The organism is Dyella choica (genome assembly GCF_003977665.1).
GTDB lineage: Bacteria > Pseudomonadota > Gammaproteobacteria > Xanthomonadales > Rhodanobacteraceae > Dyella_B > Dyella_B choica.
Window position 1 is genome coordinate 46,808 of sequence record NZ_RYYV01000002.1, and the last position, 16,742, is coordinate 63,549.

At 62.7% G+C, this 16,742-nt stretch carries 6 protein-coding genes; 3 read left to right on the forward strand and 3 right to left on the reverse strand.

What is annotated here, in order from left to right; genetic code table 11:
• Positions 1-178: 178 nt before the first annotated feature.
• A complete protein-coding gene (locus EKH80_RS02970) occupies positions 179-1,213 on the forward strand; it encodes a TolB family protein (RefSeq protein WP_126683247.1) in 1,035 nt (344 codons plus the stop codon).
• A 200-nt stretch (positions 1,214-1,413) separates the two neighbouring features.
• Here the strand turns inward: EKH80_RS02970 and EKH80_RS02975 are convergent, their stop codons facing one another.
• Entirely contained in the window at positions 1,414-2,283 is an 870-nt protein-coding gene (locus EKH80_RS02975; RefSeq protein ID WP_126683248.1) for a LysR family transcriptional regulator, read from the reverse strand.
• 91 nt (positions 2,284-2,374) lie between these two features.
• Between EKH80_RS02975 and EKH80_RS02980 the strand changes: the two genes are divergently transcribed.
• Both EKH80_RS02980 and EKH80_RS02985 read left to right on the forward strand, forming a co-directional pair.
• Positions 2,375-3,160 carry an SDR family NAD(P)-dependent oxidoreductase gene (locus EKH80_RS02980; protein ID WP_126683249.1) on the forward strand — a complete coding sequence of 262 codons (786 nt, stop codon included), beginning with the start codon at positions 2,375-2,377 and terminating at the stop codon, positions 3,158-3,160.
• A 516-nt stretch (positions 3,161-3,676) separates the two neighbouring features.
• Positions 3,677-4,531, forward strand: a complete 855-nt coding sequence (locus EKH80_RS02985) for a PA4780 family RIO1-like protein kinase (RefSeq protein ID WP_126683250.1) — start codon at positions 3,677-3,679, stop codon at positions 4,529-4,531.
• Positions 4,532-4,562: 31 nt separating this feature from the next.
• Here the strand turns inward: EKH80_RS02985 and EKH80_RS02990 are convergent, their stop codons facing one another.
• Together EKH80_RS02990 and EKH80_RS02995 are read right to left on the reverse strand one after the other, a co-directional pair.
• Positions 4,563-5,300, reverse strand: coding sequence for an rRNA pseudouridine synthase (locus EKH80_RS02990; RefSeq protein ID WP_126683251.1), 738 nt, complete (start codon positions 5,298-5,300; stop codon positions 4,563-4,565).
• A gap of 213 nt (positions 5,301-5,513) precedes the next feature.
• Positions 5,514-16,718, reverse strand: coding sequence for an autotransporter-associated beta strand repeat-containing protein (locus EKH80_RS02995; protein ID WP_126683252.1), 11,205 nt, complete (start codon positions 16,716-16,718; stop codon positions 5,514-5,516).
• Positions 16,719-16,742: the final 24 nt, after the last annotated feature.

Here is a 16,742-nt window from a genome sequence, read left to right on the forward strand (position 1 = left end):
GCTCAATGGTTGGTGCAATATTGGGCGAGTCGATATTTCGGATGTGCTACGTGCGCACGGGATCGAGGACTGACACGGCTTTCAACGAACGCCATGCGCTGCCTTGCAACGATCCGCTTGTGCTTCGACAGCTCGCCCGTTTCGCTCACAAGCAAGACAAAGGCGGACGAGAAAGACCATGGGCCACGAAGAACACGAAGCATATGAAGAACCAACAAGACGAGGTTTGAAGATGACTTGCTTTGAGGCCCACAAGGACTACCCAAGCAGCAAGCCAAGCAGCAAGTTCCGAGCCACTCCCCACAGAGGCGCTTCTTGGATACACAAAATGGTGGCAGCTGCCGTCGTCACTACCATGTTCGTGGCAACGAGTGCTTTCGCTGGCAGCGTCGCCGTGCCGGTGACATTGGGTGGCGTCATTCATCCCGACAGTGACGACACACTCGCCTTCACACCGGATGGCAGCACCGTGTTCTTCGATCGCAGCGAAGGTCCGCACAAGACGGTGATGATTGCGCATCGTGTCGCCAACCATTGGTCAAAGCCGGAGGTTGCGAGTTTCTCCGGCCAATGGTTCGACCAAGACCCAGTCGTTTCGCCTGACGGGAGCTACATGCTGTTCAACTCAGATCGCCCCACCCAGCCGGGCTCAAAGCCACTGACACAGAACTATTTCGGCGCTGGTGTAACGGCGCCAGGCGCGAACATCTGGCGTGTCGACCGCACAACGCATGGCTGGGGCAAGCCCGTGTGGCTAGGCACCATCGTTAACAGCGATGTTTTCATCGATTTCGCGAGCATCGCCGGCGACAACACGCTGTACTTCATGCGCTGGAACGCGGAGGGAAAAGCGATGCAGTTCTGGCGTTCCGCATATAAGAACGGCCAATATCAATCACCGGAGCGCGTGATATTAGGCAAGCCATCTGAAACGCTGCACGATCCAGCCATAGCGCCCGATCAGTCATTTATTGTGTTCGACAGCGGAAGGATCAAAGGCGGGCTCGGCCGCCTGAAAATCGCGTTCCGCGATGGCGATCATTGGGGTGAGCCCATGGATCTTGGGGATGATCTCAACAAGGATTTGCCATGGGGATCACACCTCGCGCCGGACGGGCACAATGTCTACGTCACCGGAAATTCAGGCATCTGGCAGATTTCGCTCGATCCCTGGTTGAAGGCGAGCCGGAACAACGAGAGGCCGCCCTTATGAGGCGAGCTTGTTGAGTTCCGTCCAAAAAACGGCAGTTCTTGCCGGAAGCTGGAGTGCCCTACCCCTGATAACACGGGCTAATCGTCCTGCCCTAGCGTCCGCTTTCGCCAGAAGCGGTCCTTCGCGTAAAGCGAACGCTATCCTTAATAGCGGTCATGGCATGGCTGGGGCGTTGAACGGGTGGCCGCGTCCTGCTGCCGCTACCAGGCCCTCGCTGCTTCAGCGAGAAGCTGATGACTGATACGAACTCGCTCGACAGCGATGCTCCCCTTGCTGCGCGCGACGTAGATGGACACCTGAGACCTGGCTCTTAGGTTCTGGCTGATCAACTGACCCGTTTGCAGCATGTCAGTGCAAAGGCACTCGGGAACGATTGCCAAGCCGGTTCCTGCGGCGGCGGCATCAATCGCCGCTTGGTAGTCCGGAACGATCGCCGAGGGGAGGTCGGGATTCGATCCGAATGCGGCACGCCAGAAGCTGGCAAGCACGGGCAGCGGGCCTTGAATGTCGATCAGCGGCAATCCCTTGGGCGCGGCCGATTTGGGAAGGCGCTCGCGCCAGCGCGGCGCGCACACCAGTATCAGCGCGCCCTCGTATAGCAGGTCGTAGTCGATGGCCCGGTGCGGAATTCGCGCCGGCGTCACAGCAAGATCCAACTCCTGCTCGGCCAAAGCCTTCACCAACGCGGGTGGTGGTGCCGATCGCAAGTCGAGACGGACACCGTATTGCGACAAGGGTGCAAGTCCCGAGAGGATCAGCTTTGTGAAGCCGCTGGTCGATCCCACATGAATGGTGCCTGCTAGCCCTTCGCTCTTCCCGCCCGAGACGCCCACGACGGCTTCCAGCGCATCCAGATGCGCTCCCACTTGGCGCTCCAGTTCGTGGGCGGCAGGCGTCGACGCCAATCCGCGGGGTAAGCGCTCAAACAGCTTGCAGCCCAGGCGATCCTCGAGAACCTTGATGTGTCGCGATACGGCGGGCTGAGTCAGATGGAGCGCGTCTGCAGCTCTCGAGATCGAGTTGTGCCGGTAGACGCTGAGAAAGCTTCGAAGGTAGAGCAGATGAGCCATACAAATATTTATGGGAAAGTAATCAATAAATGATTTGTCTTGAGTCTAGGTCGGCCTCAAAGTCTGGGCAAGACATCCATCAGGTGCTGCCATGCCTTTACCGCCATCCACTGTTCCTGTGTTTTCCGACCTCCGAGGCAAGATCGCCGTCGTGACCGGCGGTTCGCGTGGAATCGGAGCGGAAACCTGCCTCGCGCTCGCGAAGAACGGAGTCAAGGTCGCGATCAACGGCCGTGACGAAGCGGCAATTCAGGCGACAGTGCAGGCCATCCGTGCAATCCACGGCGAAGCCATGGCTGCGCCTGCGGATTGCGCCCAGCTGTCTTCGGTCGAAGCGATGCGGGACCGCGTCAATGCGGAGCTTGGCGCGCCTGACTTTGTCGTAGCGTTTGCCGGGGGTGGCACCGGACGGCCGATGCCGTTCGAGCAGATCACCGAGGAGGACTGGCGCTCGAGCATTGACAACAACCTGACATCTACGTTCTTCACCCTCAAATGCTTTCTGCCCGCAATGATCGCGCGTGGCTCTGGATGCATCGTGAACATGGCATCGACTGGCGGCAGGGTGGCAGCAGGGGCGCCCGCTGCCTACGGCGCGGCCAAAGCTGGCGTGATCATGCTTACGCGTCATTTGGCCCACGAGGCAGGTAAGTACGGAATCCGGGTCAACTGTGTTTCACCATCGGCGGTTCTGACGCAACGAACCCGGAAGTCGATCTCGGACGAACAAGAACAACAGATGTGCGCCGCTTTCCCGCTGGGCCGACTGGGGCATCCACAGGATGTCGCAGCCGCGACCCTATTTCTCCTGTCCTCAGCCTCTTCCTGGATCACTGGCGCGACCTTGGATGTGACCGGCGGCCGTGTCATGTCATGAAGGAGGTCCGGATGGCGCGAATCACTCGGAACTTTGGATTTGCCGTCCCCTACCCTCGATAACACGGGCTAATCGCCCTGCCCTGACAAAAGTTCAATGCGCAACGCATTCGGCCATTCGTTTTAAATTGCGGTCAGGAATCATAGGCCGCGAGAGCAAATTCCGCAGCCGTCATGCTTGCCAGGTTTAAGTGTCCCGATCGGCAATGTTCGATGGTGATCATCTTTTTGAGGCTGAATAGCCAGCGGCACCTACCTGCTTGGCCGTAGCCACGTGCTTATCCAAGCCGCGACGCGCGCCCACGCGGTATTGGCGACCAATTGTCGTCACGTGTTTGGCGTCTTCACAACCGTGAATGGCGCGGCCAAGGACCACCATTGCTTCACTTACGCCCGGACACTTTTATAGCCGCCGCCGCGGTCACCGCCCCTCTTTCAATGGCGCCATACGTCCCAAAATGAGATGATTCACAGTTAATTGGCGCCGTCGGCGCGCCTTTCCCCCACCAGAGACACCGTGAAGACTCCCCAAGGCCTGCAGGCGCTGATCGATGACGGCGTCATTGATGAAGTGCTGCGCCCGCTCAAAAGCGGCAAGGAAGCAGAGGTGTACGTCGTCCGCAGCGGCGATGACGTACGCTGCGCAAAGGTCTACAAGGACATGGCGCAACGTAGCTTCCAGCAGCGCGTGCAGTATCAGGAAGGCCGCAAGGTGCGAGGCAGTCGTGAAGCGCGCGCGATCGGCAAGGCCAGCAAGTACGGGCGCAAGCAGCAGGAAGTAGCTTGGAAGAACACTGAGGTAGATGCGCTCTACCAGCTACGCGCCGCCGGCGTGCGCGTCCCTGAGCCTTATGGCTATTTCCACGGCGTATTGGTCATGGAGCTGGTCACCGATGCCGAGGGCTACTCCGCGCCACGCCTAGGTGAGATTGAGCTCAATGCAGAGCGTGCGCGCGAATACCACCGCGTGCTGGTGCGCCAGATGGCGCTGATGCTGTGCTGCGGGCTGATTCATGGCGACCTGTCCCCGTACAACGTCTTGGTCGGTCCGGATGGGCCGGTGGTGATCGACTTCCCACAGGTCGTCAGCGCCGCCGGCAACAATGCGGCCCGCACGATGCTGCTGCGTGACGTCAACAACCTCACGGCGCACCTTGGCCGCTCGGCGCCCGAGCTATTGGAGACCTGGTACGGCGAGGAGATGTGGGCGCTGTTCCAGGCAGGCGAACTTCAACCCGATACCGAGCTTACGGGCGAGTTCACGCCTGACGAAACCGAGGTCGATCTCGACAGCATTCGCCAGTCCATCAATGATGCGCGCGAAGAAGCGTTGATCCGGCAGCAGGGGCGCGAGGCGGCAGAGGAATACTAGAATCCGCCAGTTGCTCCAATGTGCCCGAGCCTCAGAATTTCTCGCCCACAGGCAGATAGCGCCACGCTCCGGGCGGCATCGCCCCGCTAGGGCCCTTGCCCAACGCGACCTTGCCGATGCGCAATCGGCGGATTGACACGACGCCCAGCCCGACCTGGATGCACATGTCTCGCAGCTGTCCATCTTGCGCGCCCTTGATCGCGAAGCGCAGCCGGGTCTCGTTCTGCCAGCTCACTTTGCACGGCGAAAGCGCGCGCCCTTTGAAACTCAGGCCGTAACTGAGCCTCTGCAGGCCGTCAGGCGCGATCTCGCCGCTGACCTCGACGATGTACTCGTGCTCGATAAGGTCAGCGTCTTCAGTCAGGCGGCGGCGTACACGGCCGTCCTGGGTCAGCACCATCAAGCCACTAGCCTCCGCATCCATCGGCACCGGCGACGTCAAGCGATGGAAATGTCGCCTGAGCAGACGTTCACCACTCGGGTCCTCGGCCCAGCGTGTCGCCGGCGTCACCAGGGAACTGGCGGACTTATCGCCATAGACGGCGTCCACGCCCGAAGGTTTGTGCAACAGGATCGTGGCAGGCTCCACGGCGTCCAGGCGCGCGCCGGGGTCGAGCTCAACCCGCTCAAGGGTCACCTTGTGTTGCGGCACCTCGACGACAAGCCCGTCCACCGATACCCAGCCGTTCTGGATAAATTGCTCGGCTTCAGCACGCGAAAGACCAAACAGCTCAGAGACACGATGGGAAAGTCGAACCGGTGCAGACATGGGGCTGGCCAGAGAAGCGCGACACGCAGTGTAACGGCTATGGAAGGTAAGCAAGGACTTTGTGGGCGCTACCCGTCATTTCTTTGAGAGCCCCCAGTGTGAGACACCACACTAGCCGCTGGTTGTCATTTTTCAATCAAGAGCTCGGTTTATTGGATGTCAGCTGCCATTGGCGTCTTCCACCATGGCAGCTGACATCCGAATCGAACGTTTTCAGAACGCGTAGGTAAGGCTCAGATGGGCAGCCTGATCGTTGACGCGTGAAGCAAACTGTCCGTTGTAGGTCGCATCCAGCGAGAGGTGGGATGTGGCGAGGAAGCGCAAGCCCGCCGTGATGGCCATGGCGTTATGCGCCACGGGTGTGCCTTGGACGGTGAATGCATTGCTGCCGCTGACCAACTGCATGGTGGCCGCGGGGTTCGTATCACCCCATGCGTGTTGCCAACCCAGGCTGGCATGGGCCTGCACCGTGCCTTGTGGATCAACTTTCGCGGCGCCGCGCAAACCCAGCATGCCGTAGGTTTGCGTGCTGGTGTGCGCATTGCCGCTGAGTGCTGCTGCAGTACCCGATTCGGAGAAGGCATCGGTGTGCAGCCGCTGTGCCGCCAGATCGACAAACGGTGCGAGCGTGCCGCGGCCAAGCGTGAACACGTAGCTTGCATCCACATAGCCTTGCGCCGTGTTGGCGTTATATCGGGTGGTATTGGCGCCGGCCACGTTGCGGAAGTCGACGTGGCGATCGGTGCTCAGGTGCTGCCAGCCGTAGAACGCACCGCTCATCAGTTGAAAGCCCCTCATTTGCAGGCTGCCATAGACACCGGCATGGCGGGTGTGCGCGTGCGCGGTCGAATCCAGCGAACCGACACTATCGGAAAGATTACCCGTGCCGATCAGGGCGCCTACACGCGCAACGTCGCCGATAGGTGCATCTGCACCCAGCAGCATGCCGCCGCCGTTGGCGTCGAGCGTGGACGCGTTGCCATCACCTTGATGACTGCTGCCGCGAGCCATCGCCGCGGTCCACACGGAAGTACCGTTGTCCATCCGGCCTGACTGACCGCCGGTTTCCTGCGTCCAGTCCAGCAGGTGCTCGGTGACGGCGTCGCGCACATCGTGTTCGTCGTCCATGATGGCGGTGCGGACCGAGGCATGGATTTCGCCGCTCATCTGATCGAATGCGATGCGAGCCGTGTTCGCATCCGCCAGCAGCAGCTCGTCGTAGATGGCGTTGCCATAGCTCAGCTTATTGAGGCTCGTGGCCACGGCGATCTGGTTTTGCGTTTGCGCCACGGCGCTGAAGTTGATGTTGTTTCGTTGCAGGGTCAGCGTCACATCGTTGACGGCGTAACTCAGCGTCGGCGTCAGAAAGGTGAAGTTGCTGCTGGCGGATGCGAACTGCCCACTCACGCCGCCGGCTGCGCTGAGAATGGTGTAGCTGGTGTGCGGCAGCCAGTTGCCGTTGTCGGCCAACACCAGCGCACTGCCCGCCAGGCTGGCGGTACCGCCCACGCTCAGCAGGCTGGCCTGTCCGCCGGGTGTCGCTTCCACCCGCAGCACACCGTTGGCGGTTTGCGTGTAGTTGCCTTGCACGGTGAGTGTACCGATCGAGCCGCCGGCCCATACCGTGCCGCCGTTGGTCACGCTGCCGCCGATGGTGCCATGGCCACGCAAGGTGCCGCCGCCATTCACCGCGACGTTGCCGCCAAGATAGGCCGACGTCGTGGCGGCGTCGCCGACTTCCAGTGTGCCGTTCTGCACCGTGGTGGTGCCGGTGAACGCCTTGCTCTGACCATCCAGCACCAGGGTCCCGGTGCCGGCCTGGCCGAGCGAACCACTGCCGGAAATCACGCCGCCAAAGCTGACCGCATCGCTGCGGTCGAACACCAGCGAACCGTTGTCGCTGACGCTGCCATTGATCCAGCCGCTGGTGCCGCCGTTGCCCACCTGCAAGCTGCCTGCGTCGATGGTGGTCGCGCCGGCATAGCTGTTGGCGCCGGTCAGCGTCAGGTTGCCGGTGCCCCTCTTGAAAAGGGAACCGTTACCGGAAATCGCGCCGCTAAAGCTCACCGCATCGCTGCGATCGAAGACCAGCACACCGTTGTTGACGACATTGCCAGTCACTGAACCCGACGTGCCGCCATTGCCGATCTGCAAGCTACCCGCGTTGATGGTGGTGCTGCCGCCGTAAACGCTGTTGCCGGTGAGCACCAGGGTGCCCGCGCCGGACTTGCTCAACGCTCCGCTACCGCTCAATGCCTGGGTGACGGTGAAGGTGTTCGCGGCATCGGTGATATCCAGGTCGCCGCCGTTGGTGCCGAGCGCAATCGCACGTGCCGTTGCGTTGAACGCGTGACCGGTGATGCTCAGCGAGCCACCGTTGATGGTCAACGCACCCGTTGCTGCACCAAGGTTTGCCTCGCTGGATACCGACAGGGTGCTGTTGTTGATCGTGGTGCCTCCGCTATAGGTATTGGTGCCGGTCAGCGTTACGTTGTCGCTCGACAGCACCAGTCCGCCGCTGCCCGCGATCACGCCGGCAAAGCTGCCGGTGGTGTTGCTCAAGGTCAACGGTTTGCTGCCCAGCACAACCACGCCGTCGCCGCTCAGATGACTCAGCGACACGCCCGTCGTGCTGGCCGATACATCCAGCGTGCCGTGGTCGATGACGTTGCTGGACGTTGTCAGGTCACCCGTCAGCGTCAGCGTGGCGCTGCTGTCGATCGTGGTGGCGCCGGTATAGGCATTGGTGCCGGAGAGTGTCTCGTTGCCGCTCGCCAGGGTTACACCGCCATTGCCGCTGATGACCCCGCTGAAGTTGCCGCTGGCATAGGTCAGGGATAGCGTCTGACTGCCGAGATTCACGCTACCACTGCCGCTCAGCGATGTGATCGATGCACCGCTGGGGGTGCCGCCGATATCGAACGTCGCACCGTTGGCTACGCTTACGTCGCTGGAATTTGCGATGCTGCCGCTGCCTGACAACGCCAGCTTGCCCGCGTTGATCGCTGTAGTGCCGGAGTAAGGGTTGGCGCTCGTGAGCGTCAATGTGCCCGAGCCCATCTGACTGAGCGAACCGCTACCCGAAATCACGCCGCCGAAGCCAACCGCGTCGCTGCGGTCGAACTCTAGCGAACCGTCGTTGGTGACGTTGCCGCCGATCCCGCCTGTAGTGCTGCCATTGCCGATTTGCAGGCTGCCGGCGCTGATCGTCGTGCCGCCGGTATAAGTATTGTTGCCCGTAAGCACCAGGGTGCCGAGATCGGTTTTCACCAATCCGTCGCTGCCGGTGATGACGTTGCCGATGATGGCCGTCATGTTTGCGCCGGCACTGCTGCCATCGCCCACGCGGATCACCGGTGCGCGGCCGTTGCTGCCGACCAGGGCCAGAGCGTCGCCAGTGAGGGTGTAGCCGCCAACATCGAACTGCATGCCGGCAGCGGCGACCTGGCCTGCGCGGTCATCCACTGTCACCGTGCCCGGCGCACCGCCAAACACCGCAAAACCTGGTTGCGGCTGCATGGCTACGCTCGGCACGCTGCCATCGCTGCTGGTCCACGCTTGCGACGTGACGGACCAGGTGCCGCTGCCGCCGCCCATCTGTGTCGCGGAGGCTTGGCCGTTCGCGTTCCACATGGCGAGCGTGAGGCCGCTGGTGTCGACCAGGTTGATCTGCTTGCTCGCGGTGAGGTTCTGCACTTGCAGCGTTTGCCCCGCGGGCGTGCTGCCCAGCGTGATGCCGCCGTTGCTCTCGCTCAGCGTGCCGCCGTAGGTGAACACGTTGTACAGGCCAGGCCCCATGCCGCCGGCATCGGTCGCATTGAGGATGGCGCCATTGAGCGTAAGGTCGCCACCGACCTTCACGCTGGTGCCGTTGCCATAGGTCTGGAAATTCGGAGCCGGTGCACCGAACGATTCGTTGAGCACGCTGTTCTGCGCGGCGGTGAAGTTGCCGTTGACGGTCAGCACGCCGAATGCCGCGCCGGGCGTGACGATGCCTCCGGACTGCACGTTGACGTTGCCGCCGATCGTGCCGAGGCCCAGCAGCGAAGCGCCGCTGTCGACGGTCACATTGCCGCCCAGTGTTGCGCCGTTGCCGGCGGCGCTGCCTACGACCAGGCTGCCGCTTGCCACTGTCGTGGTACCGGTGAAGCTGCTGCTGTGGCCGTCCAACGTCAAGGTGCCGGTGCCTTGCTGGACGATGGCGCCGTTGCCTGTGATCACCCCGCCATAACTCACCGCATCGCTGCGATTGAACACCAGCGTGGCGTTATCGACGATATTGCTGATCACCGAGCCACTGGTGCCACCGTTGCCGATCTGCAAGCTGCCGTTGCTGATTGTGGTGACGCCTGTATAGGTGTCGGTACCCGTTAGCGTCAGCGTGCCCGTGCCGATCTTGGTCAGGCTATCGCCGGCACTTTGATTGTTGTTGATGGCGCTATCGTCGATGATGCCGCCGAGGGTGTCGTTCTGGTTCAAGCCGCCAAGGGTCAAGGTCAACGGAAGAGGATTATTGTTGGCATCCTCGTTAGTGCCCAGCAGCACAGCGCCGCCACCGGATAGTGAGCCCATCGAGAGCGCGCTGGTATCGCCAGGGGTGCCGGTGATGAACAGCGCGCTGCCGGCGTTGTTCACCACCGTGGCTTGGCTCAGGTCATTATTCCCAAAGAACCCGAAAATGCCGCCCATGTAAGCGAACGGATTGCCGACCTGGCTTCCGCTGGGCGTAGTGCTGCTGCCGACGTTGGTCAGCACGGCATTGCCGGAGTTGGCGTCTTCCACGATCAGCACGCCACTGTTGCTGATGTGGGCATCGCCGATGGAAGCGCCACCGATGGTGCCCTGTGCACCGTTTGCCATGTTGAGCGTGGCAGAGCCGAGCGTGCTGTTGTTGCCGAAACTGATGTTGCCGCCGTTATCGACGGTGATCGTGCGCGAACCCGCGCTGACGATGTTGCTAGGGGTGCCGATAAAGTCCAGAGCACTGGAAGAAGCCACCTCGACATTCCCTTTGCCCAGGGCGCCGGTTGCTTTCACTTCGGCGACGGTCATGCCCCCCGCTGTGTTGTCGATCTTGGTGCCGCCCTGATAGTTGTTGTTGCTGTTGGTCAATATCAGGGCGCCGCCGCCGGAGCCAGTGAATGTCAGGCTGCCACTGCCGGTGATCTGGCCGTCCAGTTGCAAGCTGTCGTTTGCCTGGGTGGCTAGGGTGTTGTTGCCGGCACCCAGCGTCACCGCTGCGGAGACAGCGAGGCTGCTGGCGTTCGATTGCAGCGTGCCGCCGTTGAGATCAAACACCGTCGTGCTGCTCAGCGCCTGCGCATTCTCGCCGATCAGCGTGGCTCCGGTATTGATGGCAGTACTGCCGGTGTAGGTGTTGCTGCCGGACAGATGCAGCGTGCCGCCGTTCAGCGTGAGATTGCCGGTACCGTTGATGGCGCCGTTGAACGTGTTGCTGCCGTTGGCGTTGTTCACCGTAAGCGTCTGTCCACCCAGGTTGACGCTGCCGCTGCCTGCAAGGGTGGTGATCGAGGTGCCGCTGGTGGTGGCGCTGATGTCGAAGGTGCCGCCGCTGTTGATCGTCACGCTACGCGAGCTGGTAATGCTGCCGTTGCCCGACAGTGCCAGGGTGCCGCCCGTGATGGTGGTAAGGCCCGCGTACGTCTGGGTGCCGGTCAGTGTTTCGGTGCCGCTCGCCACGGCGAGCGAACCATTGCCGCCGATCACGCCGTTGAACGTATCGGCCGCGTTGGTCAGCGTCAGCGTTTGCGACGGGGTGCCGGTGTTCACGCTGCCGCTGCCTTGCAGCGAGGCGATCGAGCTGCCGCTGGTGGTGCCGATGATGCTGAAGGTGCCTCCGCTGAGCAGCTTGAGCGTGGAGCTGGCGAGGCTGCCGCCAGTCAACATGTCGAGTTCGGCGCCTGCATCGATCGTGGTCGTTCCGCTGTAGGTGCTGACGCCGGTGAGCTGCGTCATCCCTTTGGCCAGGGTCAGCCCGCCGCCGCTACCTTGGATGACACCGTCGAACCTGCCGGCGTCGGTGAGCGTGAGGGTCTGGCTGCCCAGGTTCACCGTACCGCTGCCTTGCAGCCAGGGAATCGAGACGCCCTGCGTGTCCTTGCTGATGTCGAAGCTGGCACCGCTGTCCACTTCCACGTAGGGCGTGTTGGCGATGCTGGCGCCGTCGGCGAGCGACAGCGTGCCTTGCTGGATGATCGTGTTGCCGGAGTATGGGTTGGCCGCGCCGAGCACCAGGGTGCCGTAGTCGGTCTTGACCAGGCCGGCGCTGCCGATCAGTGCACTGTTGATGGTTGCCGTGGTGCTCGCGCTGGCCGTGGTGCCGTCGCCCACGTTGATGATGGGCCCACTGCCGCTCAGGCCGATCAACTGCAGTGCCCCACCGCTCACCACGTAGCCGTTGCTATAGAACTGCATGCCGGAAGCATTGACGGCGCCAGCGCTATTGTCGACCGTCACCGTGCCTGGTGTGCCGCCAAAGATCGCAAAGCCCGGCTGCGGTTGCATCACGCTGTTGGGTACGCTGCCGTTGGGCAGGCTGCCGCCGTTGTTGGTCCACATCGGCGAGGTCGCCGACCAGGTACCGCTGCCGCCGCCCATCTGCGTCGCCGAGGTCTGGCCGTTCGCGTTCCAGATGCTGAGCGTGTAACCGGTCGTGTCGACCAGGTTGATCTGCTTGTTGGTCGGGCTGATGGTGAGGTACTGCAGCTGCACCGTCTGGCCTGAAGGCATGCTGCTCAGCACGATGCCGCCGTTGCTCTGGTTCAACGTGCCGCCATAGGTGAATACGTTGTAGATGCCCGGGCCCATCTGGCCGAAGTTGAAGGCATTGAGCGTAAGGCCGCTGAGCGTCAGGTCGCCGCCCACGTGCACGTTGGTACCGCTGCCGAACATCTGGAAGTTGGCGCCGGGTGTGCCGAATGTTTCGTTCAGCACGCTGCCCTTCTCGGCGGTGAAGTTGCCGTTCACCGTCAGCGTGCCGGTGAAGGCGCCGGGTGCGACGTTGCCGCCGGACTGCACGTCGACGTTGCCGCCTATCGTGCCGTAACCGCTCAGCCTCGCACCGGTATTCACGATCACGTTGCCACCCAGTAGGGCGCCGCTGAAGCCGGCATCGCCCACCATCAGTTGACCGTTTGCCACCGTGGTGGTGCCGGTAAAGGCACTGCTGTTGCCGCGCAAGATCGACGTGCCGATGCCTTGCTGCGTCACGCTGCCGTTGCCGGAAATCGCGTTGGCGAAAATCGCCGTATTGCTGCGATTGAATACCAGCGCGCCGTTGTCGACGACATCGTTGGCGATCGAGCCACTGGTGCCGCCGTTACCGATCTGCAGATGGCCGTTGCTGATGGTGATGCCGCCGAACCGAACATCGCCGGTCACCGCCAGCATGCCTGCGCCAGACACGCTAAGCGGGTTGCCGCTGCTGATCGACTGGCCCAGGGTGAATGTGTTGGAGGCATCGGCGATGTCGAGCCCGCCGCCGTTGCTGGTGAGGTTGATCGTGCGATTCGTGCCGGTGTACGCGTTGCCGGTGACTTGCAGGGTGCCGCCATCGAGTGTGACGGCGCCCGCCGCGGCGCCGAGGTTGCCGTCGCTGGATACTGATAGGGTGCCGCTGCTGATGGTGGTGCCGCCGCTGTAGAGGTTGGCGGCGGTGAGCACCAGCGTGCCGCCGTCGGTTTTCCGCAAGCTGCCGGGCGCGGTGCCGTTGCTGATGACGCCGGCCATGGTGCCGGTCTGGCCATTGGCGACATCGAAGGTGGTCGCGCCGCTCAAGGCGAAGGTGTTGCCGAGCGTCAATCCGTTCGCTGCGAAGTCGAGTGTGGTGCCGGTCGCCATGCGGGTGCCGCCGGTGCCGAGCGCCTGGTTGCTAGCTGCGGCCAGTGCGCCGGCATTGATCTGCACGCCGCCGCTGAAGGTGTTATTGCCGCTGAGGGTCAGCGTGCCCGTGCCGATCTTGGCCAGGCTGTCGCCGGCGCTTTGTCGCGCGTTGTAGTTGTCGGCAATCGCACCGCTGATGGTGTCGTTCTGGTTCAAGCCGCCGAGGGTGAGCGTAAAGGGAACGACATTGAAGTTGGCGTCGTAGTTGCTGCTGAGATAGACGTTGCCGCTGCCGGACAGCGAGCCGATGGATGGCGTAATGGGCGCGTTTTGAAATCCCTGGACGTACAACGCGCCGTTGTTCACGAACGTCGCGTTGGCGGCGTTGCTGGTGCCTTCCAGGGTGATCAATCCGCCGCTATTGGCGGTCACCTTGGCGGAGCCTGCATCCGAGCTATTGAAGATGGTGTTGCCGCCATTGCTGTTGGTGATGGTGGCATTGCCGCCGTTCCCTCCTTGGAAGGAGGCGGAAGTGTAAGTGCCATTATTGACAATGGTCGCATTGCCGGCCGTGGATCCACTGAAGAACATGACGTACGAGCTCTTGCCCGTGTTCGTGATGTTGGCGCTGCCCGCATCGCTGCCCGCGGAGAAAGTAGCGGAGCCACCGCTCAGCAGATTGATGGTGGCAAGGTTCGCTGTGCTGTTCTGGTCAAATTCGAGGAAGCTGGTAGGGGTAGTGAGATTGATCGTCTGCGAACCGGCACTGACTTGGCCTTGGCCATAAGCGTCTAAGAACTGCAGGCTCCCGTTGCGGCCAACGGTCACGCTACCGCTACCCAAGGCGCCTGTCACGGACGCCTGGACGATCATCTGGGCGCCACTGGTGGAAACGATTGTCGTGCCGCCCTGGTACGTATTGTTACCGTTATTCAGAACGATGATTTGAGCCTGATTGAGGTTTTCGATCGTCAGAGGGCCATTACCGGTGATCTGCCCTTGGAAAGTCGTGTCGTTTGAACCCGGATTATCGAAGGCGACGGTTCCACCGCCGCCGGAGACGGTGATCGGCAATAAACCAGGCAGGGAGAGACCCAGCAGGTGCAGCGTGCCGTTGTCGAAATACAGGCCGTTGCTGTAGCCGAGCGTCGTTGGATTGCTGATGTACAGGGTGGCGCCACCGCCGATCGTCGTTGCGCCATGGTAGGTATTGGCGCCCGTGAGCTTCTCCGTGCCGGCTTCCACTGCAAGGCCGCCGGTGCCGTTGAGCACTCCGCTGAAGGTGCCGCTGGCATTCGTGAGGGTGAGCAGCTGACTACCCAGGTTTACGTTGCCGCCGCCTTCCAGCGAATCGAACTGTGCATTGCTGGCGCCGCTGACGTCGAGGGTGCCGCCGGCGGCGATGTTGACGTCGCTGGAATGGAAGATGCCGCCCGCACCCCAGAGCACCAGCGTGCCGGCATTGATGGTGGTTGCGCCAAAGATCGGGTTGTACGCGGTGAGGATTTCCGTGCCGCCGTTGAGTGTCAGCCCGGCTCCGGGGTTGCCGCTGATCGCGCCCGAAAACGTGCCGTTGGCGTTGGTCAGGGTAAGCGTCTGGTTGCCGATGTTTACGCTGCCGCTGCCGGACAGCGAAGTGATCGACGTGCCGCTGTTGGTCCCGCTGATGTCGAAGGTGGTGCCGCTACTGACGTTTACGCCACTGGAATGGGCAATGCTTCCGCTACCCGTCAATGCCAGCGTGCCGCCATCGATGTTGGTGTTGCCGCTGTAGGTGTTGACGGCGGTAAGTACCAGCTGGCCGCCGCTGGTTTTCTCCACCGTGCCCGGCGAGCTGCCATCGGCAATCACGCCGCTGACGGTATCGGTTTGCCCAGTGGCCACGTCGAAGGTGGGGTCGCCGTTCAAGCTGAAAGCGTTGGCGATCGAGAGCCCATTCGCAGCGAACGACAGCGTCGTGCCCGGCGCCATATTCACCGCGCCGGTGCCGAGCGCCTGGTTGCTGCCTATGGCGAGGGTGCCTGCATTGATCTGTATGCCGCCGGAGCTATTGCTGTTGCCGGAAAGCATTTCCCTCCCACCGGCCAGCACCAGGCTGCCGCTGCCGCTGAGCGCACCGCTGAAGCTGCCGCTGGCGTTGCTAAGCGTGAGCGTCTGGTTGCCCAGGTTGACCGCGCCGCTGCCATCGAGCGTAACGATCGATGCACCATGGGTGGTACTGCTGATGTCGAAGGTGGTCGCAGGCGCCATCAGGTTCACATCGCTGGACTGCGCAATGCTGCCGGCGCCGGACAAGGCCAGCGTGCCCGTCTGGATGCTGGTGCTGCCGGTGTATGTATTGGCGCCGCTCAAGGTGAGCGTGCCGGTTTGGTGGGTGCCGCCGGTGATGACTAGCGGTGCGCTGCCGGAAACAACACCCGAGATGCCAAGTGCGTTGTCGTTGCTGTTGATGGTTGTCGCGCCGTTGACGATCAACGCGCTATTGCCGAGCGACCCACCGTCGAGATTCAGGCCGCTGGCGCCGGCGACGATTGTTGCGCTCGCATTGCTGGTGACTTCTACGGCACCGTTCAAGACCGAGCCGGCATTCAGCGTGAGCGTGTTGCTGCCGCTGGTGAACAACACGGCATCGCCATTGCTGCCATTGGCGCCGCTCGTGTTGTAAGCGGCGCCGCCACTGCCACCGCGGCCGCCGCTGATCGTGCCGCTATTGATGAGCATCAGGTCGCTGCCGGCAACCCCATTGCCGCCGCCGCCACCGGCGCCGCCGTTGGTGCCATTGCCGCTTGCGCCATTGACGTAGTAACTGCCGCCACTACCCGCGCCGCCATTGCCACCGTTGCCGCCGCTGATGCTGCCGTTGTTGGTCAGCGTGACATGGTTTGCATTCACGCCCGTACCACCCGCGCCGCCACCGCCGCTGCCGCCGACCCACGTCGAGCCCGCGGGGCCCTTGGAGCCGATGCCGCCGTTACCGCCATTGCCACCGACGATGCTGTTGCCGGCAGCGTTGGTCGTCGACGCGTTGATGGCTGCGCCCAGACCGCCACCACCACCCCCGCCGCCACCGCCATTGTTACCACCACTGAGGTTGGCAAAGGGGCCCAGCGCGCCGCCGCCACCGCCGCCGCCTTCGGTTGCGGTGGCCGCGCCGCCGCCCGCGCCGCCGGCACCGCCACTGACGTTATTCACCACGAGACCGCCGCTGCCGCCGCTTCCCGCGGGGCCGGATCCATTGGCGCCGCTGTCATTGAAAGCGCCGCCGGCGCCGCCGTCATTGATGCCGCTATTGCTGCCCGCGCCGCCCGCGGCCGTGATGACGTGATTGGTCCAGTACGAGCCATCCGTTCCGTTTGCGCCGTTGGCACCTTGCGTGGTGGTGGCCCAAATGTCGGGAGCGGCGAGGCTGGTGCAAAGCGCCAGTACCGCGAGGCACGCGAGCGTCAGCGGGCGCCGGCGCGGCGGCGCGGCTTCGGTGTTGCCGCCTGCGCCGCCATGCGGTGAATGCACCAGCTCCGAAGCTACCTGCAGCGTGCCGAGCGCATGGTTCCAGACCAGGCAGAAAATGCGATTCATGATCGGTCTCTCGATGTTGTTCGC

Excerpts from the sequence above, each read along its gene's own strand:
- EKH80_RS02990 (WP_126683251.1), bottom strand. The coding sequence starts at position 5,300 with ATGTCTGCACCGGTTCGACTTTCCCATCGTGTCTCTGAGCTGTTTGGT.
- EKH80_RS02980 (WP_126683249.1), top strand. The coding sequence starts at position 2,375 with ATGCCTTTACCGCCATCCACTGTTCCTGTGTTTTCCGACCTCCGAGGC.
- EKH80_RS02975 (WP_126683248.1), bottom strand. The coding sequence starts at position 2,283 with ATGGCTCATCTGCTCTACCTTCGAAGCTTTCTCAGCGTCTACCGGCAC.
- EKH80_RS02970 (WP_126683247.1), top strand. The coding sequence starts at position 179 with ATGGGCCACGAAGAACACGAAGCATATGAAGAACCAACAAGACGAGGT.
- EKH80_RS02995 (WP_126683252.1), bottom strand. The coding sequence starts at position 16,718 with ATGAATCGCATTTTCTGCCTGGTCTGGAACCATGCGCTCGGCACGCTG.